Raw genomic sequence first — 18,049 nt, 5'->3', positions numbered from 1 at the left:
TGGATCACGGGCCGTGGCGCATGGCGGGCATTAGGGCGCGGCCGCGCGGGCGGTCTTGAAATCGCCGCCAGGGCCGGTATCGTCGGCGGCCTACTTGCCCTTGGGTCCAACCGGGGTGAGCCCAGCTGACATGAGAGCGCCGCCCCATGAGCTTGAACACCTACCGCGCCGGTCCAGACGAGCACGGCCATTTCGGTATCTACGGGGGGCGCTTCGTCGCCGAAACCCTGATGCCCCTGATCCTCGACCTGGAAAAGGCGTACACCGCCGCCAAGGACGACCCGGCCTTCAAGGCCGAGATGGGCTATTATCTGAACCAGTATGTCGGCCGCCCCAGCAAGCTGTACTTCGCCGAGCGGCTGACCAATGAGCTGGGCGGCGCCAAGATCTATCTGAAGCGCGAAGAGCTGAACCACACCGGCGCGCACAAGATCAACAACTGCATCGGCCAGATCCTGCTGGCCAAGCGCATGGGCAAGACACGCATCATCGCCGAGACGGGCGCCGGCCAGCACGGTGTCGCCACGGCCACCGTCTGCGCCCTGTTCGGCCTGCCCTGCACCATCTACATGGGCGAGGTCGATATCGCCCGCCAGCAGCCCAACGTCTTCCGCATGAAGCTGCTGGGCGCGGAGGTCAAGCCTGTCACCTCCGGCTCGCGCACGCTGAAGGACGCGATGAACGAGGCGCTGCGCGACTGGGTCACCAACGTCGGCGACACCTTCTACATCATCGGCACCACCGCCGGCCCGCACCCCTATCCGGCCCTGGTGCGCGACTTCCAGTCCATCATCGGCCATGAGGTGCGCGAGCAGATGGTGGCCATGGAAGGCCGCCTGCCCGACACGCTGGTCGCCTGCATCGGCGGCGGGTCCAACGCCCTGGGCCTGTTCCATCCCTTCCTGGACGATGCCGAGGTCGCCATGGTGGCGGTCGAGGCTGCCGGCCACGGCATCGAGACCGGGGCGCACGCCGCCTCCCTCACCGGTGGGCGGCCCGGCGTGCTGCACGGTAACCGCACCTACCTGTTGCAGGACGGGGACGGGCAGATCCTGGAGGGTCACTCCATCTCCGCCGGCCTGGACTATCCGGGTATCGGGCCGGAGCATTCCTGGCTGCATGATGTCGGCCGCGTCACCTATGTCAGCGCCACGGACAAGGAGGCGCTGGACGCCTTCCAGCGCCTGTCGAAGGTGGAAGGCATCATCCCGGCGCTGGAATCCTCCCACGCGCTGGCCGAGGTCATCCGCCGCGCGCCTACCCTGCCCAAGGATCACCTGATGGTCGTGAACCTCAGCGGCCGGGGCGACAAGGACATCTTCACCGTCGCCCGCGAACTGGGGGTCAGCCTGTGAGCACCGCGAATTCCCGCATCGATCGCCGCTTCGCCGCCCTGAAGGCGGAGGGCCGCGCCGGCCTGGTCGCTTTCATCACCGCCGGCGACCCCGATCATGACACCTGCCTGGACCTGCTGAAGGGCCTGCCGGGCGCCGGCGCCGACCTGATCGAGCTGGGCATGCCCTTCACCGATCCCATGGCGGACGGCCCGGCCATCCAGGCCTCCACCCTGCGGGCGCTGGCCACCGGCGCCCGCATGACGCGCACGCTGGACCTGGTGAAGGCCTTCCGTGAGGGTGACGCCGACACGCCCATCATCCTCATGGGCTATTACAATCCCGTCTACGCCTATGGCGTGGACCGCTTCCTGGCTGACGCCAAGACAGCCGGGGTGGATGGCTTGATCGTCGTCGACCTGCCGCCGGAAGAGGATGGCGAGCTGTGCCTGCCGGCCCAGGCGGCGGGCGTCAACTTCATCCGCCTGGCGACGCCGACGACGGACAAGGCCCGTCTGCCGGCCGTGTTGGCCAACACCTCGGGCTTCATCTACTACGTTTCCATCGCCGGCATCACCGGCGCCGGCTCGGCCACCAGCGACGCCATCGCCGCTGCCGTGGCCCACCTGCGGACGGGGACCGACCTGCCCGTGGCGGTGGGTTTCGGTATCACCACGCCGGACGGGGCGGCCGCCGTGGCCCGGGTGGCGGACGCCGCCGTGGTGGGCAGCGCCATCGTCCGCCGGCTGGAGGCCAACCTGGATACCGAGGGCAAGGCCAAGCCCGGCCTGTTGCCCGACGTTCTGGGTTTCGTGGCCGAGTTGGCGGCCGGGGTGCGCGGCGCGCGGAAATAGGCTACAAGATCGGCTTTCACCTGTCCGGGGGCGCGCCATCAGGCGCCGCCCCCGCTGGTGTTTGTCAGCGCCGGCCCTGGCCAGGCGAATGTCTTTAAGGTTAAGCACATGAACTGGCTCACTAATTTCGTCCGCCCCAAGCTTCAGGCCCTGGTGTCCAAGAAAGAGGTGCCGGACAACCTCTGGCACAAGTGCCCGTCCTGCGGCGCGATGATCTTCCACCGCGACCTGGAAGATAACCTGCACGTCTGCCAGCACTGCGGTTTCCACATGCGCCTGGATCCCATGCAGCGCCTGAAGATGACGCTGGACGCCGGTTTCCAGACCATTGAGCTGCCCAAGCCGGTGGTGGACCCGCTGAAGTTCCGTGACCAGAAGCGCTACACCGACCGCCTGAAGGACGCGCAGTCCAAGACCGGCCGCCCCGACGCCATCGTCGTGGCCCATGGGCGCATCGATGGCCGCCCGGCCGTGGTCGCCGCCTTCGACTTCACCTTCATGGGCGGCTCCATGGGCATGGCGGTGGGCGAGGGCCTGCTGGCCGCGGCCAAACTGGCCGTGCTGCAGCAGGCGCCGCTGATCGTGGTCCCGGCTTCCGGCGGTGCCCGCATGCAGGAAGGCATCCTGTCGCTGATGCAGATGCCGCGCACCATCATCGCCGCCGAGATGGTGAAGGAGGCGGGCCTGCCCTACCTGGTCATCCTGACCGACCCGACCACCGGCGGCGTCACGGCCAGCTTCGCCATGCTGGGCGACATCCACATCGCCGAGCCCGGCGCGCAGATCGGCTTCGCCGGCGCCCGCGTCATCGAAAGCACCATCCGCGAAACCCTGCCGGAAGGCTTCCAGCGGTCGGAATACCTGCTGGAACACGGCATGGTGGACATGGTGGTGCACCGGCGCGAGATGAAGGGCATGCTGTCCCGCCTGATCGATCTGCTGCGCAGCCCCGGCCCCGGTGCCGACGTGGTGCGCATCCCCACCGAGCCGTCGCGCCCGCGCCCGGTGCCGGTGAAGGGCCGCTAAGGCCAAGGCTTAAACGAAGGGGGGCATTCCGTGTCGCATCTGGACCAGGTGCTGGCCCGGCTGGGCCAGCTGCATCCCAAGGTCATCGACCTGTCGCTGGATCGGGTGAAGCGCCTGCTGGACCGGCTGGGCCGGCCGCAGGATCAATTGCCCCCCGTCGTCCACGTCGCCGGCACCAACGGCAAGGGCAGCACCATCGCCTTCCTGCGCGCCATGCTGCAGGCGGCGGGCCATCGGGTGCATGTCTACACCAGCCCCCACCTCGTCCGCTTCAACGAGCGGGTGCGCCTGGCCGGCCGCTTGGTGGATGACGCCGCCCTGGTCACCCTGCTGGAACGGTGCGAGGCCGCCAACCAGGGCGACCCCATCACCATCTTCGAGATCATCACCTGCGCCGCCTTCCTCGCCTATTCCGAGGTGCCGGCCGACGTGCTGCTGCTGGAGACGGGGTTGGGCGGGCGGCTGGACGCCACCAACGTGGTGGACCGGCCGGCGGCGACCGTCGTCACCCGCATCTCCTTCGACCATACCCAGTTCCTGGGCGACACGCTGGCGGCCATCGCGGGCGAGAAGGCCGGCATCTTCAAGGCCGGTTGTCCCGCCGTGGTGGGGCCGCAGGCGACGGACGTGCCCCTGGCCGTCTTCCGTGACCGCGCCGCCGTGCTGGGCGCGCCGCTGGCCATCGCCGGGGCGGACTGGTCGGCCCTACCCACCGCCGTCGGTTTCCGCTTCGAAGGCTTTGGCCGTACGCTGGACCTGCCCATGCCGGGCTTGCTGGGCGCCCACCAGATCGGCAACGCCGGCACCGCCATTGCCGCCTTGCAGCACCTGCCCCTGACGGTGCAGGACGCCGACATCATCCAGGGCCTGGCCACGGTGGAATGGCCCGGCCGTCTGCAGCGCCTGACGCGCGGGCCCTTGGCCCAACTGCTGCCCGGCACGGAGCTGTGGCTGGACGGCGGCCACAACGACTCGGCGGGCGAGGTGTTGGGCGTCCAGGCTGAACGCTGGACCGGTACCGGTGAGGTGCTGGACCTGGTGGTGGGCATGATCACCAGCAAGGTGCCGGCGGACTTCCTGCGGCCCATCGCCCCCTACGTCCGCCGGCTGGTGGCCATTGCCATCCCGGGCGAGGACGCGACCCGTCCCGCCGCTGACATCGCCGCCGCCGCCCGCGCGGTCGGCATCACCGACGTGACCGAGGCCGGCAGCGCCGCCGAGGCCATCGCCGGACTGGCGGCCCGGGGGGCGGCGCGGCGCACCCTGATCTGCGGGTCGCTCTACCTGGCGGGTTCCATCCTGGCCGACAACGGCTGAAAAAAGGTAGGCTGACGGGGGCCCGCCCTCACCAATGCACCTCCAGCGTGCCGCCGATGGTGCGCGGCGCGCCCAGGATGGCGCGGTTCTGGGACGTCAGGACGTACTGGGCATAATGCTCGTCCGTGAGGTTGCTCACGAACAGGTAGGCACCCCACAGGCCCGTCTCATAGCCCACGCGCGTATTGGCGATGGCGCGGGCGCCCACGCGGTACTGGCCCTGCGTCGCGCCCACGGCGGTGAAGACGGCGTCGCGCCAGTTGGCGTTGAGGTTGGCGACGAAGCCGCCGCCGAAATGCAGGTTCACCCCACCCGCCACCGTCCAATGCGGGGCGTAGGGGAATTCCGACCCCGTCAGGTCCACGGTGGCGCTGCTGCCGTTGGGCAGGTGCAGCTCATCGAACTTGGTGCGCAGATAGCCGACGGAGGCGTACCAGTCCACCACCGGGCTGATCCTGTGCGTGGTTTCCAGCTCAACACCGTAGAGGTGGGATTTGCCGGCGTTGACGGTGTTGTAGTCGTAGACGTTGTCGCTGAAGCGGGCGGTGACCTGCTGGTCGCTCCAGTCCGTGTAGAAGGCGTTGGCGTTCACGGCCAGCGACCCGTCCAGCCAGGTGGAGCGGACGGAGCCCTCATAGTTCCAGCTGTACTCCGGATCATAGGGCACCAGGGCGGCGTGCGCGGCGTTCTGGCTGGATCCGCCGGACCGATACCCGCGCTGCACCGTGAAGGCTGTCACCAGGTCCGGTGTCCAATCCATGGAAACGCCCGCCTTGGGCAGGAAGGCGTCGAAGGTGCGCTGGTTCGAGGCGGTGGCCGAGGCCGCCTGGGCCACGATGCCGGCCACACCCTGGTTGATGGCCTGCACGGCCAGGTTCAACGGCGTGCCCGCGGCGCCGAAGGTGGCGGGGTCGGGATAGATGCCGGTGAACTGCGTGGCGGTGCCGGCGCCATAGCGATTCTGCTCATGATCGTAGCGGAAGCCGGCCAGCAGCGACAGCCGGTCGGTCACGCGATAGCGACCGTCGCCGAACAGGGCCGCCGTCTCCACCTGCTGCGGCTGGTGGGCCTGGTAGGACACCGGGATCACGGGCAGGACCTTGCCATAGGCGGCGCTGATGGCGCTGGCCGTGGCGGCGGGGAAGCCGCCGCTGCGCAACAGGTTGGTGATGGTCGTCAGCGGCGTGGTGACGGTGACGTGGCTGTCGGCGTCGATGGCCAGGTCGCGGTTGTAGTACCAGCCGCCCAGCAGGCCGCTGAACCGGTCGCCCTGGTAATTCAGGCGCAGTTCCTCGGTGTAGGTGGTGGCCTTGGTCTTATTGTCGACCACCTCGATATCCGCCGGCGTGCCGTCGCTGTCCTGGCTGGCGTCCTGGCGCAGCCGGTTCCAGGAGGCGACGTTTGTGATGGTCAGCGCGTCGCTCAGCTTATAGGACAGGTTCAGGGTGGCGATGTCGGTATCGACCTTGCCGATGTTGGGCCGGTTGGAGAACGAGGTGCGGTGGTCGTAATAGTCCGGCACGTCGGTGCGGACATATTGGTAGAGATAGCCGCCATCGCGCCGCGTGCGGTCATAGCTCAGCACCGCCGTCAGGTCGGGCAGGGCCTTGAGCGTCCATTTCAGCTTGCCGCGCAGGTTCAGGCTGCGCAGGGCGTCATCGCGGTCGCCCAGCACCTTGTTCTCGATGATGCCGTCGTTGACGCGGCGCTCCGCCGCCACCCGCAGGCCCAGCTCATCCGCCACCAGCGGTCCGCCGGCGGCGGCGGAGAAGGTGCGCTCCTGCTGGTCGGTCCATTGCACGCGGGCGTCGCCGGCCCAATGGTCGGCGGCGGGGTCGCGGGTGGTGATGACCACGGCGCCGGCCATGGCGTTCAGCCCCTGGATGGTGGATTGGGGGCCGCGCAGGATTTCCACCTGCGCCACGTCCCACATGTCCGTCGGCCCGCCGAACAGGGCGGCACCGGGGATGGGCGCCCCGTCGATGTAGACGGTGGCGGCGTCGGCGTTGCCGGCGTTGGACACGCCGGTGTTGCCGATGCCGCGAATGGTGAAGCCGGCGGCGCCATAGGTCTGCGCGACGTTGGCCGTGCGGTCGTAGATGTCCTGGATGGTCTGGATGTTTTCCTGGGCGATGCGCGCCGGCGTGGTGACGGCCACGCTGGTCGTCGTCTCCTTCAGCGTGCGGTTGGCCTTCTCACCCGTGATGATGATGTCGTCCAGCGCCTCGCCCTCCGCGGGGGCATCCCCAACGGCGTCCCCGGAGTTGGCCAGCGGCGCAGGCGTGGCCTCAGCGGCCAGCGCGGCCCCCGAAGACGGCCAGGAAAGCGCGGTCATGGCCAACAGCAGGAAGGAATAGTTTGTTTTCGCACGCATTTTTGTCCCCGTCTTTTGTCGGGACCGTAAATGCTATGAAACTAAGAATCAATATCATTATTAACAAGATTTTTAGGCGAGGGCTGATGCGCCTTCCCGGGAAGGCGGTCCCAGGATGCAGGCCCTGCGCGAGTGCGCAAAGAAGAAGGCGGGCGCCCCGGGGACGCCCGCCTCTCTCTACCCGACACGTTCGGCCCTGGTGGGCCGCTTCAGATCACAGGTTGGACTTCACCCAGTCGGTCAGGGCCTGCTTGGGCAGGGCGCCCACCTTGGTGGCGACCACTTCGCCGTCCTTGAACAGCATCAGGGTCGGCACGCCGCGCACGCCGTACTTGCCCGGGACGTTGGGGTTGTCGTCAATGTCCAGCTTGGCCACCGTCAGCTGGCCGTTCAGCTCTTCGGCGATGGACTCCAGGGACGGGGCGATCATCTTGCAGGGGCCGCACCAGGTGGCCCAGAAGTCGACCAGCACCGGGCCGCCGGCCTTCAGCACGTCGGTCTCGAAGCTGCTGTCCGTCACCTTCACCGTATTCTCGCTCATAACGCTATCCTTGGCTGCTAGGGCCCCAGGACTTGGGGGTTCCTATGGTGGCCCTACCTAGTGCGGGTAGGTGCGCGGGGATTCCGCGCCCAGTTTCACCGGTAAATGTAGGTGCCCTGGGCGGGTATGGTCAAGGCGGGGCCGGATGGGGGGCAGGGCGGTGGCGGGGCCCCCTTGAAAAGCGGCAAAACCGTCCCTTTCAGGCCCCGAAACGCAGGAAATGCCCAGTTCAACACGACGCGGCCTCATGGTCATGGCGTCGGGCCCCCCTGGCGCCAGGGGGCAACGGTGGCGGCCCATCCTCGAAGACGGGGGCGTTAGGCCATGCCGGTTCGCCAAGCCACCCCTGTCCGCTCTCTTTTCCGAGTCGGTTGAAATATTTTAACGCGATATCTGTAAGCTTCTTTCCTCGGCAGCATCCGGGGCGGCATCCGGTAAAATTCCGGACGCCGTCGGTTTATTAGGATGCGCAGCAGTGGCCCGGGATTTGCTTACAGAATTGTCCAAGGTCAGTCCGTGGCCCGGCTGGGTGGAATTGGGTTCCACCACGTCCCGTCACAATTAATCATTTGTCTGGCATATTGCCTTTGGATAGGAGAGGCTGAGTTCGCCTCCCCCAAAATGGGGGGCGGGTGGGGCCCGAGGGACAGCGGGGGCGGCGGTTTCTGGGATGAGCCAAGCGAAAAGTCTGGATATTTCGCCGGGTACGTTTGGTGAGCGGGGAATTTCAATTCCCTTCACCACCCCGATGCTGAGTCAGGCCCGCATGCGGCCCACCCGCCAGGGCGAACCGGAATTCCTGCTGCCCAGCTTCAACGGCGGCAAGGGCATGTACATCATGCCCTGGCGCTCCCTGCCCGCGGTCATGACCGTCACCCTGCATGACAGGCTGTTGTACGACGCCCTGCTGGAACTGAAGCAGTATTCGCCCGACACGGTGCGCCAGGCGGTATTGGCCGTGCAGGCGACGGGCGTGGCCGGCGGCGACGCCTCGCTGGCGGCGGAAAAGACCCTGGCGCTGGATGCGGGCTATCAGGCGTTGACCCAATTCACCCTGGTCATCGAGTTGCTGAAGCTGGCGCGCATGGACCCGGCCGAGCTGCTGGCCACCGGCATGACCGGCTCGGAAAGCCAGCGCCTGGTACGCGCCGCCCTGGGGCAGCTGGGCCAGCGGGCCAACCTGCCCGTGGAGGAAATGGTATCGCGGGTGGAGACCCTGGCCACGCTGATCGCCCCCGTGGGCCTGCCGCAGTGCCAGCAGCTGGGCCGCCTGCGCATGGCGGTGGGCGAACTGGAGCGCACCCGCGCCAGCCTGCAGCGCTGGGGCGCCACCGACTTCTCCGAGGTGTCGCAGCTGGCCGATTTCGTGGCCGAGACGGCCAAGGCGGCGCTGGACATATCGCGCGACCGGCTGGCGCGGCTGGACAACCGCTGCCGCGACCTGGGCGCCATCGCCGGTGATTTCCGCGCCCTGCGCACCGCGGTGGCGGAGGATGTGACGCGGCTTGGCTGGCTCATGGACGGCTGGCCCTTCCTGATCCGTCTTTGGGACAGTGTGTCCGACAGCCCGCTGGAGGCGCAGCAATCCACCATGGGTGAGCTGTTCCGCCTGGCCCCCCTGATCCCGGTGGGCGAGGGCGGCAAGGAGCCGTCGGCCTACGACCTTGAGGTGCTGGGGAAGATACAGACGCGCTGGCTGCGCATGGGGGAGGACTGGCGCACCGGCGCCCTCGACATGGCGGCGGTGATGCGGATCGAAGCCTTGAAGGCGACGCTGTCATGACCGATCCGGCTATTGCCCAGTGGCAGACCTTGGCGCGTGACGCCACCCGGCTCAGCGACGCCAAGTTCCTGCAGATCTACGCCTTGCTGGAACAGCTGGGGGAAAAGCCCGGCATCGCCGGGGCGTTCGACGCGATGCGTCCGCGCCTGACCCAGTTGCGACCGCCCCGCCGGCCCACCGTCTCGCGCCTGTTCTTCCGCCCCGCGGAGGATCTGTTCGACGATCCCGGCGTCTATACCCGCCGGCTGCAACGGGTGTCGCGCGGCACCTTGCCCACCGCGTGGAAGCTGGTGCGGGCGCGGCTGGACGGCGGCATGGTGGACGGCGTCGCCCAGGGCATCCTGAAGGCCGACCCGCGCGATCCGCGCGTCATGGCCCGCGTGGCGGCGCCCCTGTGGGAAGCGGGCGCCCAGGCGCTGGCCGCCATCGCCGACGAGGCGGAAAACAACCTGCGCTTCATGGTCGACAATTTCGGCCGTGACGACGACGTGCTGCGGCAGATTCAGACGCTGCGCGACGTGCTGCTGCTGGGCGGCGTCATCGAGGATTTGAAGCAGCGCCTGCCGGAACGCCCCATCGGCGACCTGGCGGAAAGCCATGTCGAGGCGATCAAGGGCGTCATGGCCCAACTGGGCGGGGCGGAAAGCCCGCAGGCCGCGGCGCCCGTGCTGCTGGTGCTGACCGCCCGTATGCTGCGTCCCGGCGTGATCCTGAAGATGCTGACCGACATGCGCGTGACCGGCAACAGCCAGGCGCAGCGCGACGCCCTGACGCGCGATCTGTCGGGCGTGGTGGTGGGCAACCTGCTGCGCCAGACCGGCACCATGGCCAAACCGCCGGAGCCGACGCCCGGCGCCACATCGGGCGCCGCCCCGGCGGTGAAGGACCCGGTGCAGCAACTGGGTTCCCTGGCCGCGGTGGCGGAACGGCTGACCGATGGCCTCACCTCGGTCAATGACAGTGTCGCCATCCTGCGCGACAAGAAGATCGTCGACCGCGTGGCCGCCGCCCGCAGTGAGATCGGCGAATTCGTGCTGACCACCGTGCTCGGCGACGTGGAGAAGACCCTGGCCGCCCTGATGTATTCCGCCGGTGGCGTCTCCACCCCGCCTGACGAGATGAAGAAGGCGGAGGCCACGGTTCTGGCCCTCAAGCGCTCGTCCAAGCTGGCGGGGCACCTGGGCATCCAGCGCGAGGTCACCGCCAAGATCACGGAAATCCGGCGGGAGATCGACCGCCAGACCGAGCGCATGATGGCGGCCCCCGGCGCCCGGGGCGATCCCGAGGTCCGCCGGCAGATGTTCAACAACCTGCGCCTGGTGGAAATCCTCGCGGGCTCGGACGAGGCGGAGCGGATGTACCGCGAGTGGAACCGCCGGTTGACTTGAGGCCGGTCAACTGACAGGGGGCCGCCTACCGGCCGCCTTAGCCGTTAACCGCCCTTTTCAGCGATTTCTCGATCTGGCCGCCGCAATAGCTGTCGCCGTAGCGCCTGACCGATACCTTGTCCCAGGCAGCCAGGGCCGGCGTCTGCCAGACCCGGCGGCTCAAGGCAGCGACCCCCGGGGCCATCTCGTCCAGGATCGTACCGATCCCGGGGAAGACGCGGCGCAGGGTGGACCACAGGGTGGCGGTGACAATGTCGGCCACGCCGATGGCGTCGCCGCCCAGCATCAGGCCATGGTCGCGCTGCAGGCCGTGGCGCTGGCCGGTCGCCTCGAAAATGGACATCCAGCGGCGCAGCCGGGGGACGAAGTCCTCCCACGTCGCGGGTGTCCACATCTCCCGCCCGCCGTTCAGGGTGATCTCGTCGATCACGTCGTTGGCGTCGGCCACGACCTTCAGGGTCATGGCCCGGCCCTGCGGCGAAGGCGGCAACAGACCCAGGGTATCGCCCAGATACAGGGCGATGGCCGGCATCTGCGACACGGTGAAATCGGCCGCGCGGTCCACCAGCACGGGCGGACCCATGAAGGGCACCGGCTGGTCGCCGGGGGCTTCCTCCATCACCTCCACCAGGGTGCTTACCTCAGGCTCGTCCCAGGCCTTGCCGGCCTGGGTCAGGATGGTACGAATAAACTCCCCCCGAAAGGGGACAGGCCAGTAGTACAAGGTATAGTCGGACATCGTCAGGGGTCCTCCGGTAGGCTGGTGGGCCCATCACCCAATTATCCCCCAATTGTCCCCCTCTTGTATCCCCCAATTGTCCCCCTCTTGGGTAACTCCCGGCGCGCGATAAGGTTCAGCCCAAAATGACGGCGTCCATGCGGGCGGGATCAACCTCGGTGATGAAGGGGCCGTCGGTCCACAGCAGCAGGCAGCGGATGGCCAGGTCCGGATAGATGCGCCTCAGGGCGTCCCGGTAGGCGGCCATTTGCGAGACGTACAGGCCGGGAATCTCCTCCGCCGTGCGGGGCGGGGGGCGGTTGGTCTTGAAGTCGATGATCTTGACCTCGGTCGCCGTCACCACCAGCCGGTCGATCTGTGCCGCCAGGGGACGCGTGCCCACCGTGCCCACCAGGGGCACTTCCGACCGGCTGTCGGGGCCGAACAGGTCGGCAAACTCATCGTGATTCAGCACGCGCAGGGTTTCCGCCCAGATCTCCTCCCGCGCGGCCTCATCCAGGCCATGGGCCGGGCGGTCCAGCCAGCGGCGCGCGGCCCCGGCCCGGGCCGCCACCGGCATTTCCGGCAACAGCTGCAGCAGCTTGTGGATCAGGGTGCCGCGCTTGAAGCGGCGGGCCTCTTTCGCCTCGCCATCGCCCAGGGGCGACCGCACCGCCGGTTCCTCCCCGTCCGGGCGGGAGGGGGCCAGCGGGCGCGACGGGGCGGGCTCGGCCGCCGGCGGGGCCAGCAGCCAGGCGGGGGCCGGCGGGACCGCCTCGGCTCCTTCGCGCGCGGCGCGCTGGGCGGGCGGGGGGCGGGTCTGCGGTTCCGACAGCACCCGGCCGTCACCGGTCCATCCCTGGCGCGACACGGCGGTCAGGTCGAAGGCCCGGCTGGGCGCCACGGCGGCCAGCGCCCGTTCCGTCAACCGGAACCAGGTGTCGTCGCTGGTGGCGGTCTTGCCCTCATAGCCGCAGACATGCAGCCGGTCTTCCGCCCGGGTCAGGGCCACGTACAGCAGGCGGCGGTATTCCTGGTCGCGCCGGCGGTCGGCGGCGGCCCGGGCGGCCCGGGTCTTCACGTCCTCCTGCTCCCGCCGGGGGGCGTACAGGGGAACGCCGGGGGCGGCGGCGCCCTCTTCGTCTCCGTGGGGCCACAGGATACGGGGGCTGGTCACCGGCTTGCGCGTCGTATCGGGCAGGATGACCACCGGCGCCTGCAGGCCCTTGGACCCATGGACGGTCATGATGCGCACCTGACCGCCCTCCGGCCCGCGATCCTTGGCGCCCGTGTCCAGCTCGCGCTTCACCTCCGTCTTTCCCGCAGCCAGCCAGTGCAGGAAGGTTTGCAGGGACGGCGGATGGGCGCGGTCAAAACCCAGGCACAGGCTCAGGAACTCGTCCACCGGGTCGATGGCCTCCGCCCCCAGGCGGCCCAGCAGGGCCCGCCGGCCGCTGACCGGGTCGGCCGGACAGGGCCGGGTCAGCAGGCCCGCGAACAGCTCATAGGGGGCGGTGTAGTCGACCTCGCCCAGCAGGCGGCGCAGCCAGGCGTAGGCGGGCTGGAAGCGCATGTCCGTCTCCGCCCGCTTCACCAGGGCCGGCCACAGGCGGCCGCCGCGCCCGTGCGCCAGGGTGAACAGCGCCTCCTCATCCAGGCCGATGAAGGGGCTTTTCAGCACGGTGGCCAGGGTCAGGTCGTCTTCCGGCATCAGCAGGAACTGGCCCACCGCCATCAGGTCCATGACGGCCAGCTGCTCGGTCAGCACCATGCGGTCCACGCCCGCCACCGGCACGCGCCGTTCCTTCAGCGCGCGCACCAGCTGTTGGACGAAGGCGTTGCGGCGGCGGACCAGCACCAGGATGTCGCCGGCGGTCAGGGGCCGGCCGCGCGCCTCCAGCACCTCCCCCTTGGCGATCCAATGGGCGATCTGGTCGGCGATGACGGTGGCCAGGCGGGCCTGGGGCCTGTCTTCCGGCTCATGGTGCAGGGGCGGCGACCAGGCCGGGGTGTCCGCCCCGTCGCCGGGCCGTACCAGAGGCCACAGCTCCACCGTGCCCGCCATGCCCTGGCGGAAGGGGCGGTGGCGGATGGCCTGCGCCGACACGCCGTCCCGGGCGTCCTGCTGCGCGAACACCGTATCCACCGCCTGCAGCACGGCGCCGACGGAACGGAAGGACGTTTCCAGGTCCACGATGGCCCAGGGCCGTTCCGCCGCCTGTACCCGCGCCTGGAAGGTGCGGCGCATGCGGGCGAACTCCGCCGGGTCGGCGCCCTGGAAACTGAAGATGGACTGCTTCTCGTCGCCCACCACGAACAGGGTGCGCCGGGCCTGCGACTGGCCCTCGCCAGCGAAGAACTCCTCCGCCAGGGCGCTCACCACCCGCCACTGCTCCGGGTTGGTGTCCTGCGCCTCGTCGATCAGGATGTGGTCCAGGCCGCCGTCCAGCTTGTACAGCACCCAGGCGCAGGCCTGGGCATCGCCGGTCAGCAGGGCGCTGGCCGCCAGGATCAGATCGTCGAAGTCCAGCTGTGCCCGGCTGTCCTTCCAGCGCTGATAGCCTTCCAGCATGCTGCCGGCCAGGGTCAACAGGCTGGCGGTGGAATGGGCGACCGTCACGGCGCGCAGGCGTTCCTGCAGGTCCAGCAGGCGCTGGCCTTCCTGGGCCAGGATGTCGGCGGTGCGCGGATTCGCGGCCAGGGCGCCCTTGGTCGCCAGTCGGGACCGCACCGTGCCGTCGGCGGTCAGGAACAGCTGGCGATAGGCCGCGATGTCGGTCAGGCGGCGGTCGATCTGGTCCAGCCACCGCTGGATGCCCATGCCGCGCTCCACGTCCGTGGCCGTGCCCTCGGCCAGGGCGGCGCAGGCCGCCCGCAGGTTGGCGACGTCCAGCACCTCGTCCCGGCAGCCAGCCGCCAGCACGCCGGCCTCCGTCTCCTCCGGGCTCACGCCCAGGTGGCGGAACAGGGCGGCGATGGTGCCGTCCAGCCCACGTTCCCCGGGGCCGCCGTGCGCCTCCAGAATGCGGCGGATGCGGCCGCGCTGGGCCACCAGATCGGCCAGCAACTCGGCGAAGCTTTCCTCATTCAGGGCGCCGGCCAGGCGCTTCAGGGCTTGGCCCAGGGGAGTGGCCGGCCGGTCCTGGGCCGACGCCAGCATCTGCGCCTGCGCCTCGGCCAGCGCTTCGGCCGCCGTGCGGTCATCCATGACCTGGAAATTGGGCGGCAGCCGCGCCTCCAGCGGGAAACGGCGCAGCAAGGACTGGCAGAAGGCGTGGATGGTCTGGATCTTCATGCCGCCGGCGGTGTCCAGCACGCGGGCGAACAGGCGGCGGGCGGTCAGCACCTCATCCCGCGTGGGCGGGCGGCCGTTCAGCTCGGCCAGGGCCTGCGTCAGGTCGCCATCCGCCATGACTGCCCAACTTGCAAGGCGTTCTGCAATGCGGTTGGCCATTTCCGCCGCGGCCGCCTTGGTGAAGGTCAGGCACAGGATGCGGCCGGGCTCGGTGCCGGCCAGCATCAGGCGCACCACCCGGTCGGTCAGCACCTTGGTCTTGCCGGTGCCCGCCGACGCCCCCACCCAGACCGATGTCTCCGGGTCCGAGGCTTGGCGCTGCTTGACCGTGGGGTCGATCGGGCGATCCGGGGGGGGCGCCGCGCTCATGCCTCACCCCCGTCGCCCATCGACCATTCCGCCACGCGCGCCAGGTGCAGATAGTCGGAATAGCGCGGCGCCATGCCTGGCCGGGGCTGCGAGCGGTAGGGGGTGGATTCCTGGTCGAACAGGTCGATCAACTGGCGCAGGCCTTCCACCGCCTCCGCCGCCAGGCGGGCGGGGTCCAGTTTCAGCACGACCTCTAGGCCGGCGGGCTCGCCGCCCGTAAGGCGCCAGAACGACAGTTGGCCAACGGCGCTGGTTTGAACGTCGGGGCCGAAGCCGTTGGCCAGCGCGATGGCGGCTTCCAGCGGCAGCTGTGGGGAAAAGCCCAGTTCCACGTCGCGGGCGCGAGGAGGGCTACCGGTCTTGTAATCAATGATTTCGACGGACCGGTCGATCAGCCGGTCGATACGATCGGCTTTGGCGATGATGTCGAACGGCAGATAGGACGTTTCCAGGGTCAGGCTGCCTTTCGCCTCGGTCTTCAGGGGCTGGATGCCGCTGGCGCGCCGCGACCGCTCCTTCGCCAGGAACCAGTCGGCGATGCGCTCGAACCGCGGCCACCAGAAGGTTTCCAGGCTGGGCTGGCCGCTATAGGGGGCGAAGGCCAGCCGGCCGAAGCGCAGCAGCTGTTCGCGCGCGTCCTCGGGCAGCAGGGTGCCGGGGTTGGCTTTGATGAAGTCGTCCAGCGCCTCGTGGATCATGGTGCCGCGGTCGGCCGCCCCGGGATCGGCGTCCAGCGGGTCCAGCGCCTCCAGGCGCAGCACGTGGCGGGCGTACAGGGCATAGGGGTCGCGCATCCAGGTCTCCACCTGGGTGACTGACAGGCGGCGCGGCCGAGCGGCCACGGGCGGGCGCGGCTCCGGCGGGGGGCAGGGCCGTACGGCCGCCGGCGTGTCCATGGCCTCGGCCCAGGCGGTCCAGCGGCCCATGGTGGCGCCCAGCGCCAGTGGGCGCCCAATGGGACGGCCCAGCGCCTTCAGCACCGTGTCCAGCCGCAGCAGCCAGCGCGACGGCACGGTGGGCGTGCCCTCCACCCGCTCCGACCGGGTCAGCACCACCGTGGCGGCGCCGCAGGCCTGGGCGAAGTCATGCGCCGTCTGGCCCAGGTGGCGCTCCGGCGTTGGCAGGCCGAAGCGCTGGCGCATGGGGCGGGACAGCCAGGGGTCGGCCTTGGGCTGCGGCGGCCAGGTGCCCTCGTTCAGGCCGCCCAGGATCATGACGTCGAACTGCTGCAGCCGCGCCTCCAGCAGGCCCAGGATGTACAGGCGCGGGTGCAGGCCATAGCGGGGGCGCACCGCGCGGCCCACCATCAGGGCGCTGATGACGGCGGCATAGTCCGGTCCGCCCAACTCGGGGAAATCATGGCCGGCGTCCTGCAACTCATCCACGAAGGCGGCGGCGGCCTCGCCATCATCCAGGCGCCACAGGCGGTCGGCCCCCGATTGCGTGTCGCCGGCGGCCAGGGCCTCCGCCGTGCGGGCATGCAGGTCCAGCCAGCCGGCCAGGGTCTTGCCTGTGCCACTCATGGCCGCCAGCAGGGGCCGCAGGATTTCCTCCAGCCCGTCGATGAAGGCCGACAGGCGGGCGCGGTGGGCGTCGATGTCACCATGAGTGTCGAAACGCCGGGGCTCCGCCTGGGCCAGCGCCAGGCGCAGGCCCTGGAAACCGTCGGCCGGCCGGGGGCCGCGCAGCACCGCCCGTTCCAGGTCGCGCACCTGGGCGCGGAAGAAGGATGGGTTCTGCCCGCCCGCCGCCAGGGGGTGCTTCAGCAGGGACAACAGCGCCAGGGGGGCCGGCTCCGCCGCCCAGTCGGCCAGCAGGCGCAGATAGCTGCCCACGGCACTTTGGGTCAGGGGCAGGCCGGCGCTGTCGTTGACGGCGATGTCCCAGCGTTTCAGCGCCAGGGCCACGCGCCGGGCCAGGTCGCGGTCGGGCGTCACCAGGGCTGCCGTTCGGCCCGGCGTTTCCAGCACCTCGCGCATCATCAGGGCGATGGCGCCCGCCTCCTCCTGCGGGGTGGCGGCATCCAGGCGCGACAGGCCGGCCAGGGCCTGGTCGGCCACCGCCGCCAGGGTGCTGGCGGACAGGTCCTGCCAGGCCTCCGTCGTGCCGGCGGGGCGCAGGGCTTCCGCCACTAGGCGGGCCCGGACGGGGGCGCTGCGGCGGTGGGCCATGACGTCCGGCAACGGGTCGGGCAGGGGCCAGGGCCGCACCGCGCCCCGGCGGATCTCCAGCCGTTCCAGCAGGCGCTTCAGGCCGTATTGCGGATGCGCCTCGTCCAAGTCCTGCCAGGTGGCTTCATCGCAATCGAGGTCCAGGCCGGGCAGGACGACGGCACCCTGGGGCAGCCTGGCCACCACCGCCAGCAGGTCGGCGGTGGCGGGGATGCTGCCGGTGGATCCGGCGGCGATGACCGGGCCGGGCGGCGGCTGGGCGCGCCAGGTCTCGGCCAGGGCCTTGAGCCGCAACTCGCGTTCCTTGGCGGGATCGACACCTCCCTCGTCGGCCAATAGCGCCGGCCAATGCTGGGTGATGATTTCCAGGAAGCGCAGGGTCACTTGCCAGTGCTGGGCGTAGTCGTCCGGCACCAGGCGGGCCAAATCATCGAATTTGCAGCCCTCGGTCTGCACCTCGTCCAGCAGGCGCGCCAGCTCGCCCGCCAGGCTCACGGCCTGGGCGGGCGTGGCGGCCAGATCGGGCGCGCGCATGACCAGTCGGGCCAGCAGCAGCTGGCGGCGCAGGGCGGGCACGGCCTGGGGCAGCTCGGTGCCGCCCTGGGTGAACACCACCTCGTCCGTGTCCACGTCGCCCAGGGGCGACAGTCGGGGCAGCAGGATGGGCTTGCCGCCCGACAGGCGCAGGAATGCCTCACGCAGGGACCGCACGGCGCGCACCGTGGGCAGCAGGACGGTCAGCCGCGACAGGGCCAGCGGATCATCGCCCACCCGCGCCAGGATGCCGGCCGCCAGCGCGTCCACGAACGGCAGCCCGGGCGCGATGGTGAACAGGGATGCGCCAGTCTCCTCCCCCGATGCGGCAGGCCAGGTCATGGG

The 18,049-nt window shown here is 69.8% G+C and carries 11 protein-coding genes; 6 read left to right on the top strand and 5 right to left on the bottom strand.

Features of this window, described 5'->3' with window-relative positions; translation table 11 throughout:
- Positions 1–146: 146 nt before the first annotated feature.
- The 4 genes from trpB (at position 147) to FBZ89_RS05445 (ending at position 4,531) form a co-directional block, all read left to right on the top strand.
- On the top strand, positions 147–1,355 hold the full coding sequence (gene trpB / locus FBZ89_RS05460) for a tryptophan synthase subunit beta (protein ID WP_145749037.1): 1,209 nt from the start codon (positions 147–149) through the stop codon (positions 1,353–1,355).
- Positions 1,352–2,188 (top strand): tryptophan synthase subunit alpha, encoded by an 837-nt coding sequence (gene trpA, locus FBZ89_RS05455; RefSeq protein WP_145749036.1) that lies wholly within the window; start codon positions 1,352–1,354, stop codon positions 2,186–2,188. The genes trpB and trpA overlap by 4 nt, the downstream gene beginning before the upstream one ends.
- A 108-nt stretch (positions 2,189–2,296) precedes the next feature.
- Positions 2,297–3,214 carry an acetyl-CoA carboxylase, carboxyltransferase subunit beta gene (accD, locus tag FBZ89_RS05450; protein WP_145749035.1) on the top strand — a complete coding sequence of 306 codons (918 nt, stop codon included), beginning with the start codon at positions 2,297–2,299 and terminating at the stop codon, positions 3,212–3,214.
- A gap of 30 nt (positions 3,215–3,244) precedes the next feature.
- Positions 3,245–4,531 carry a bifunctional folylpolyglutamate synthase/dihydrofolate synthase gene (locus tag FBZ89_RS05445; RefSeq protein ID WP_145749034.1) on the top strand — a complete coding sequence of 429 codons (1,287 nt, stop codon included), beginning with the start codon at positions 3,245–3,247 and terminating at the stop codon, positions 4,529–4,531.
- A gap of 28 nt (positions 4,532–4,559) precedes the next feature.
- Here FBZ89_RS05445 and FBZ89_RS05440 read toward each other — a convergent pair whose 3' ends face one another.
- Both FBZ89_RS05440 and trxA read right to left on the bottom strand, forming a co-directional pair.
- Positions 4,560–6,905 carry a TonB-dependent receptor gene (locus tag FBZ89_RS05440; RefSeq protein ID WP_246172052.1) on the bottom strand — a complete coding sequence of 782 codons (2,346 nt, stop codon included), beginning with the start codon at positions 6,903–6,905 and terminating at the stop codon, positions 4,560–4,562.
- Between the two features lie 214 nt (positions 6,906–7,119).
- Positions 7,120–7,446, bottom strand: a complete 327-nt coding sequence (gene trxA, locus FBZ89_RS05435; RefSeq protein WP_088872363.1) for a thioredoxin TrxA — start codon at positions 7,444–7,446, stop codon at positions 7,120–7,122.
- A 766-nt stretch (positions 7,447–8,212) separates the two neighbouring features.
- Here trxA and FBZ89_RS05430 point away from each other — a divergent pair.
- Both FBZ89_RS05430 and FBZ89_RS05425 read left to right on the top strand, forming a co-directional pair.
- Positions 8,213–9,229: a hypothetical protein gene (locus tag FBZ89_RS05430; protein WP_145749033.1), complete on the top strand. Its 1,017-nt coding sequence runs from the start codon at positions 8,213–8,215 to the stop codon at positions 9,227–9,229.
- On the top strand, positions 9,226–10,617 hold the full coding sequence (locus tag FBZ89_RS05425) for a hypothetical protein (RefSeq protein ID WP_145749032.1): 1,392 nt from the start codon (positions 9,226–9,228) through the stop codon (positions 10,615–10,617). The genes FBZ89_RS05430 and FBZ89_RS05425 overlap by 4 nt, the downstream gene beginning before the upstream one ends.
- A 37-nt stretch (positions 10,618–10,654) precedes the next feature.
- On the opposite strand, the gene FBZ89_RS05420 is transcribed toward FBZ89_RS05425, so the two are convergent.
- The 3 genes from FBZ89_RS05420 to addB all read right to left on the bottom strand — a co-directional run bounded on the left by FBZ89_RS05420 (position 10,655) and on the right by addB (position 18,046).
- Complete coding sequence (locus tag FBZ89_RS05420) at positions 10,655–11,356, bottom strand: glutathione S-transferase (protein WP_145749031.1); 702 nt, start codon at positions 11,354–11,356, stop codon at positions 10,655–10,657.
- A gap of 115 nt (positions 11,357–11,471) precedes the next feature.
- Positions 11,472–14,999: a double-strand break repair helicase AddA gene (gene addA / locus FBZ89_RS05415; protein WP_145749030.1), complete on the bottom strand. Its 3,528-nt coding sequence runs from the start codon at positions 14,997–14,999 to the stop codon at positions 11,472–11,474.
- Positions 14,996–18,046 carry a double-strand break repair protein AddB gene (gene addB / locus FBZ89_RS05410; protein ID WP_145749029.1) on the bottom strand — a complete coding sequence of 1,017 codons (3,051 nt, stop codon included), beginning with the start codon at positions 18,044–18,046 and terminating at the stop codon, positions 14,996–14,998. Before addB ends, addA begins: the two co-directional genes overlap by 4 nt.
- Positions 18,047–18,049 lie beyond the last annotated feature (3 nt).

This window comes from Nitrospirillum amazonense, from assembly GCF_007828045.1.
Classification (GTDB): domain Bacteria; phylum Pseudomonadota; class Alphaproteobacteria; order Azospirillales; family Azospirillaceae; genus Nitrospirillum; species Nitrospirillum amazonense_C.
The sequence above is the reverse complement of the archived record's forward strand: the minus strand, read 5'-3'. Positions and strand labels throughout refer to the sequence as shown.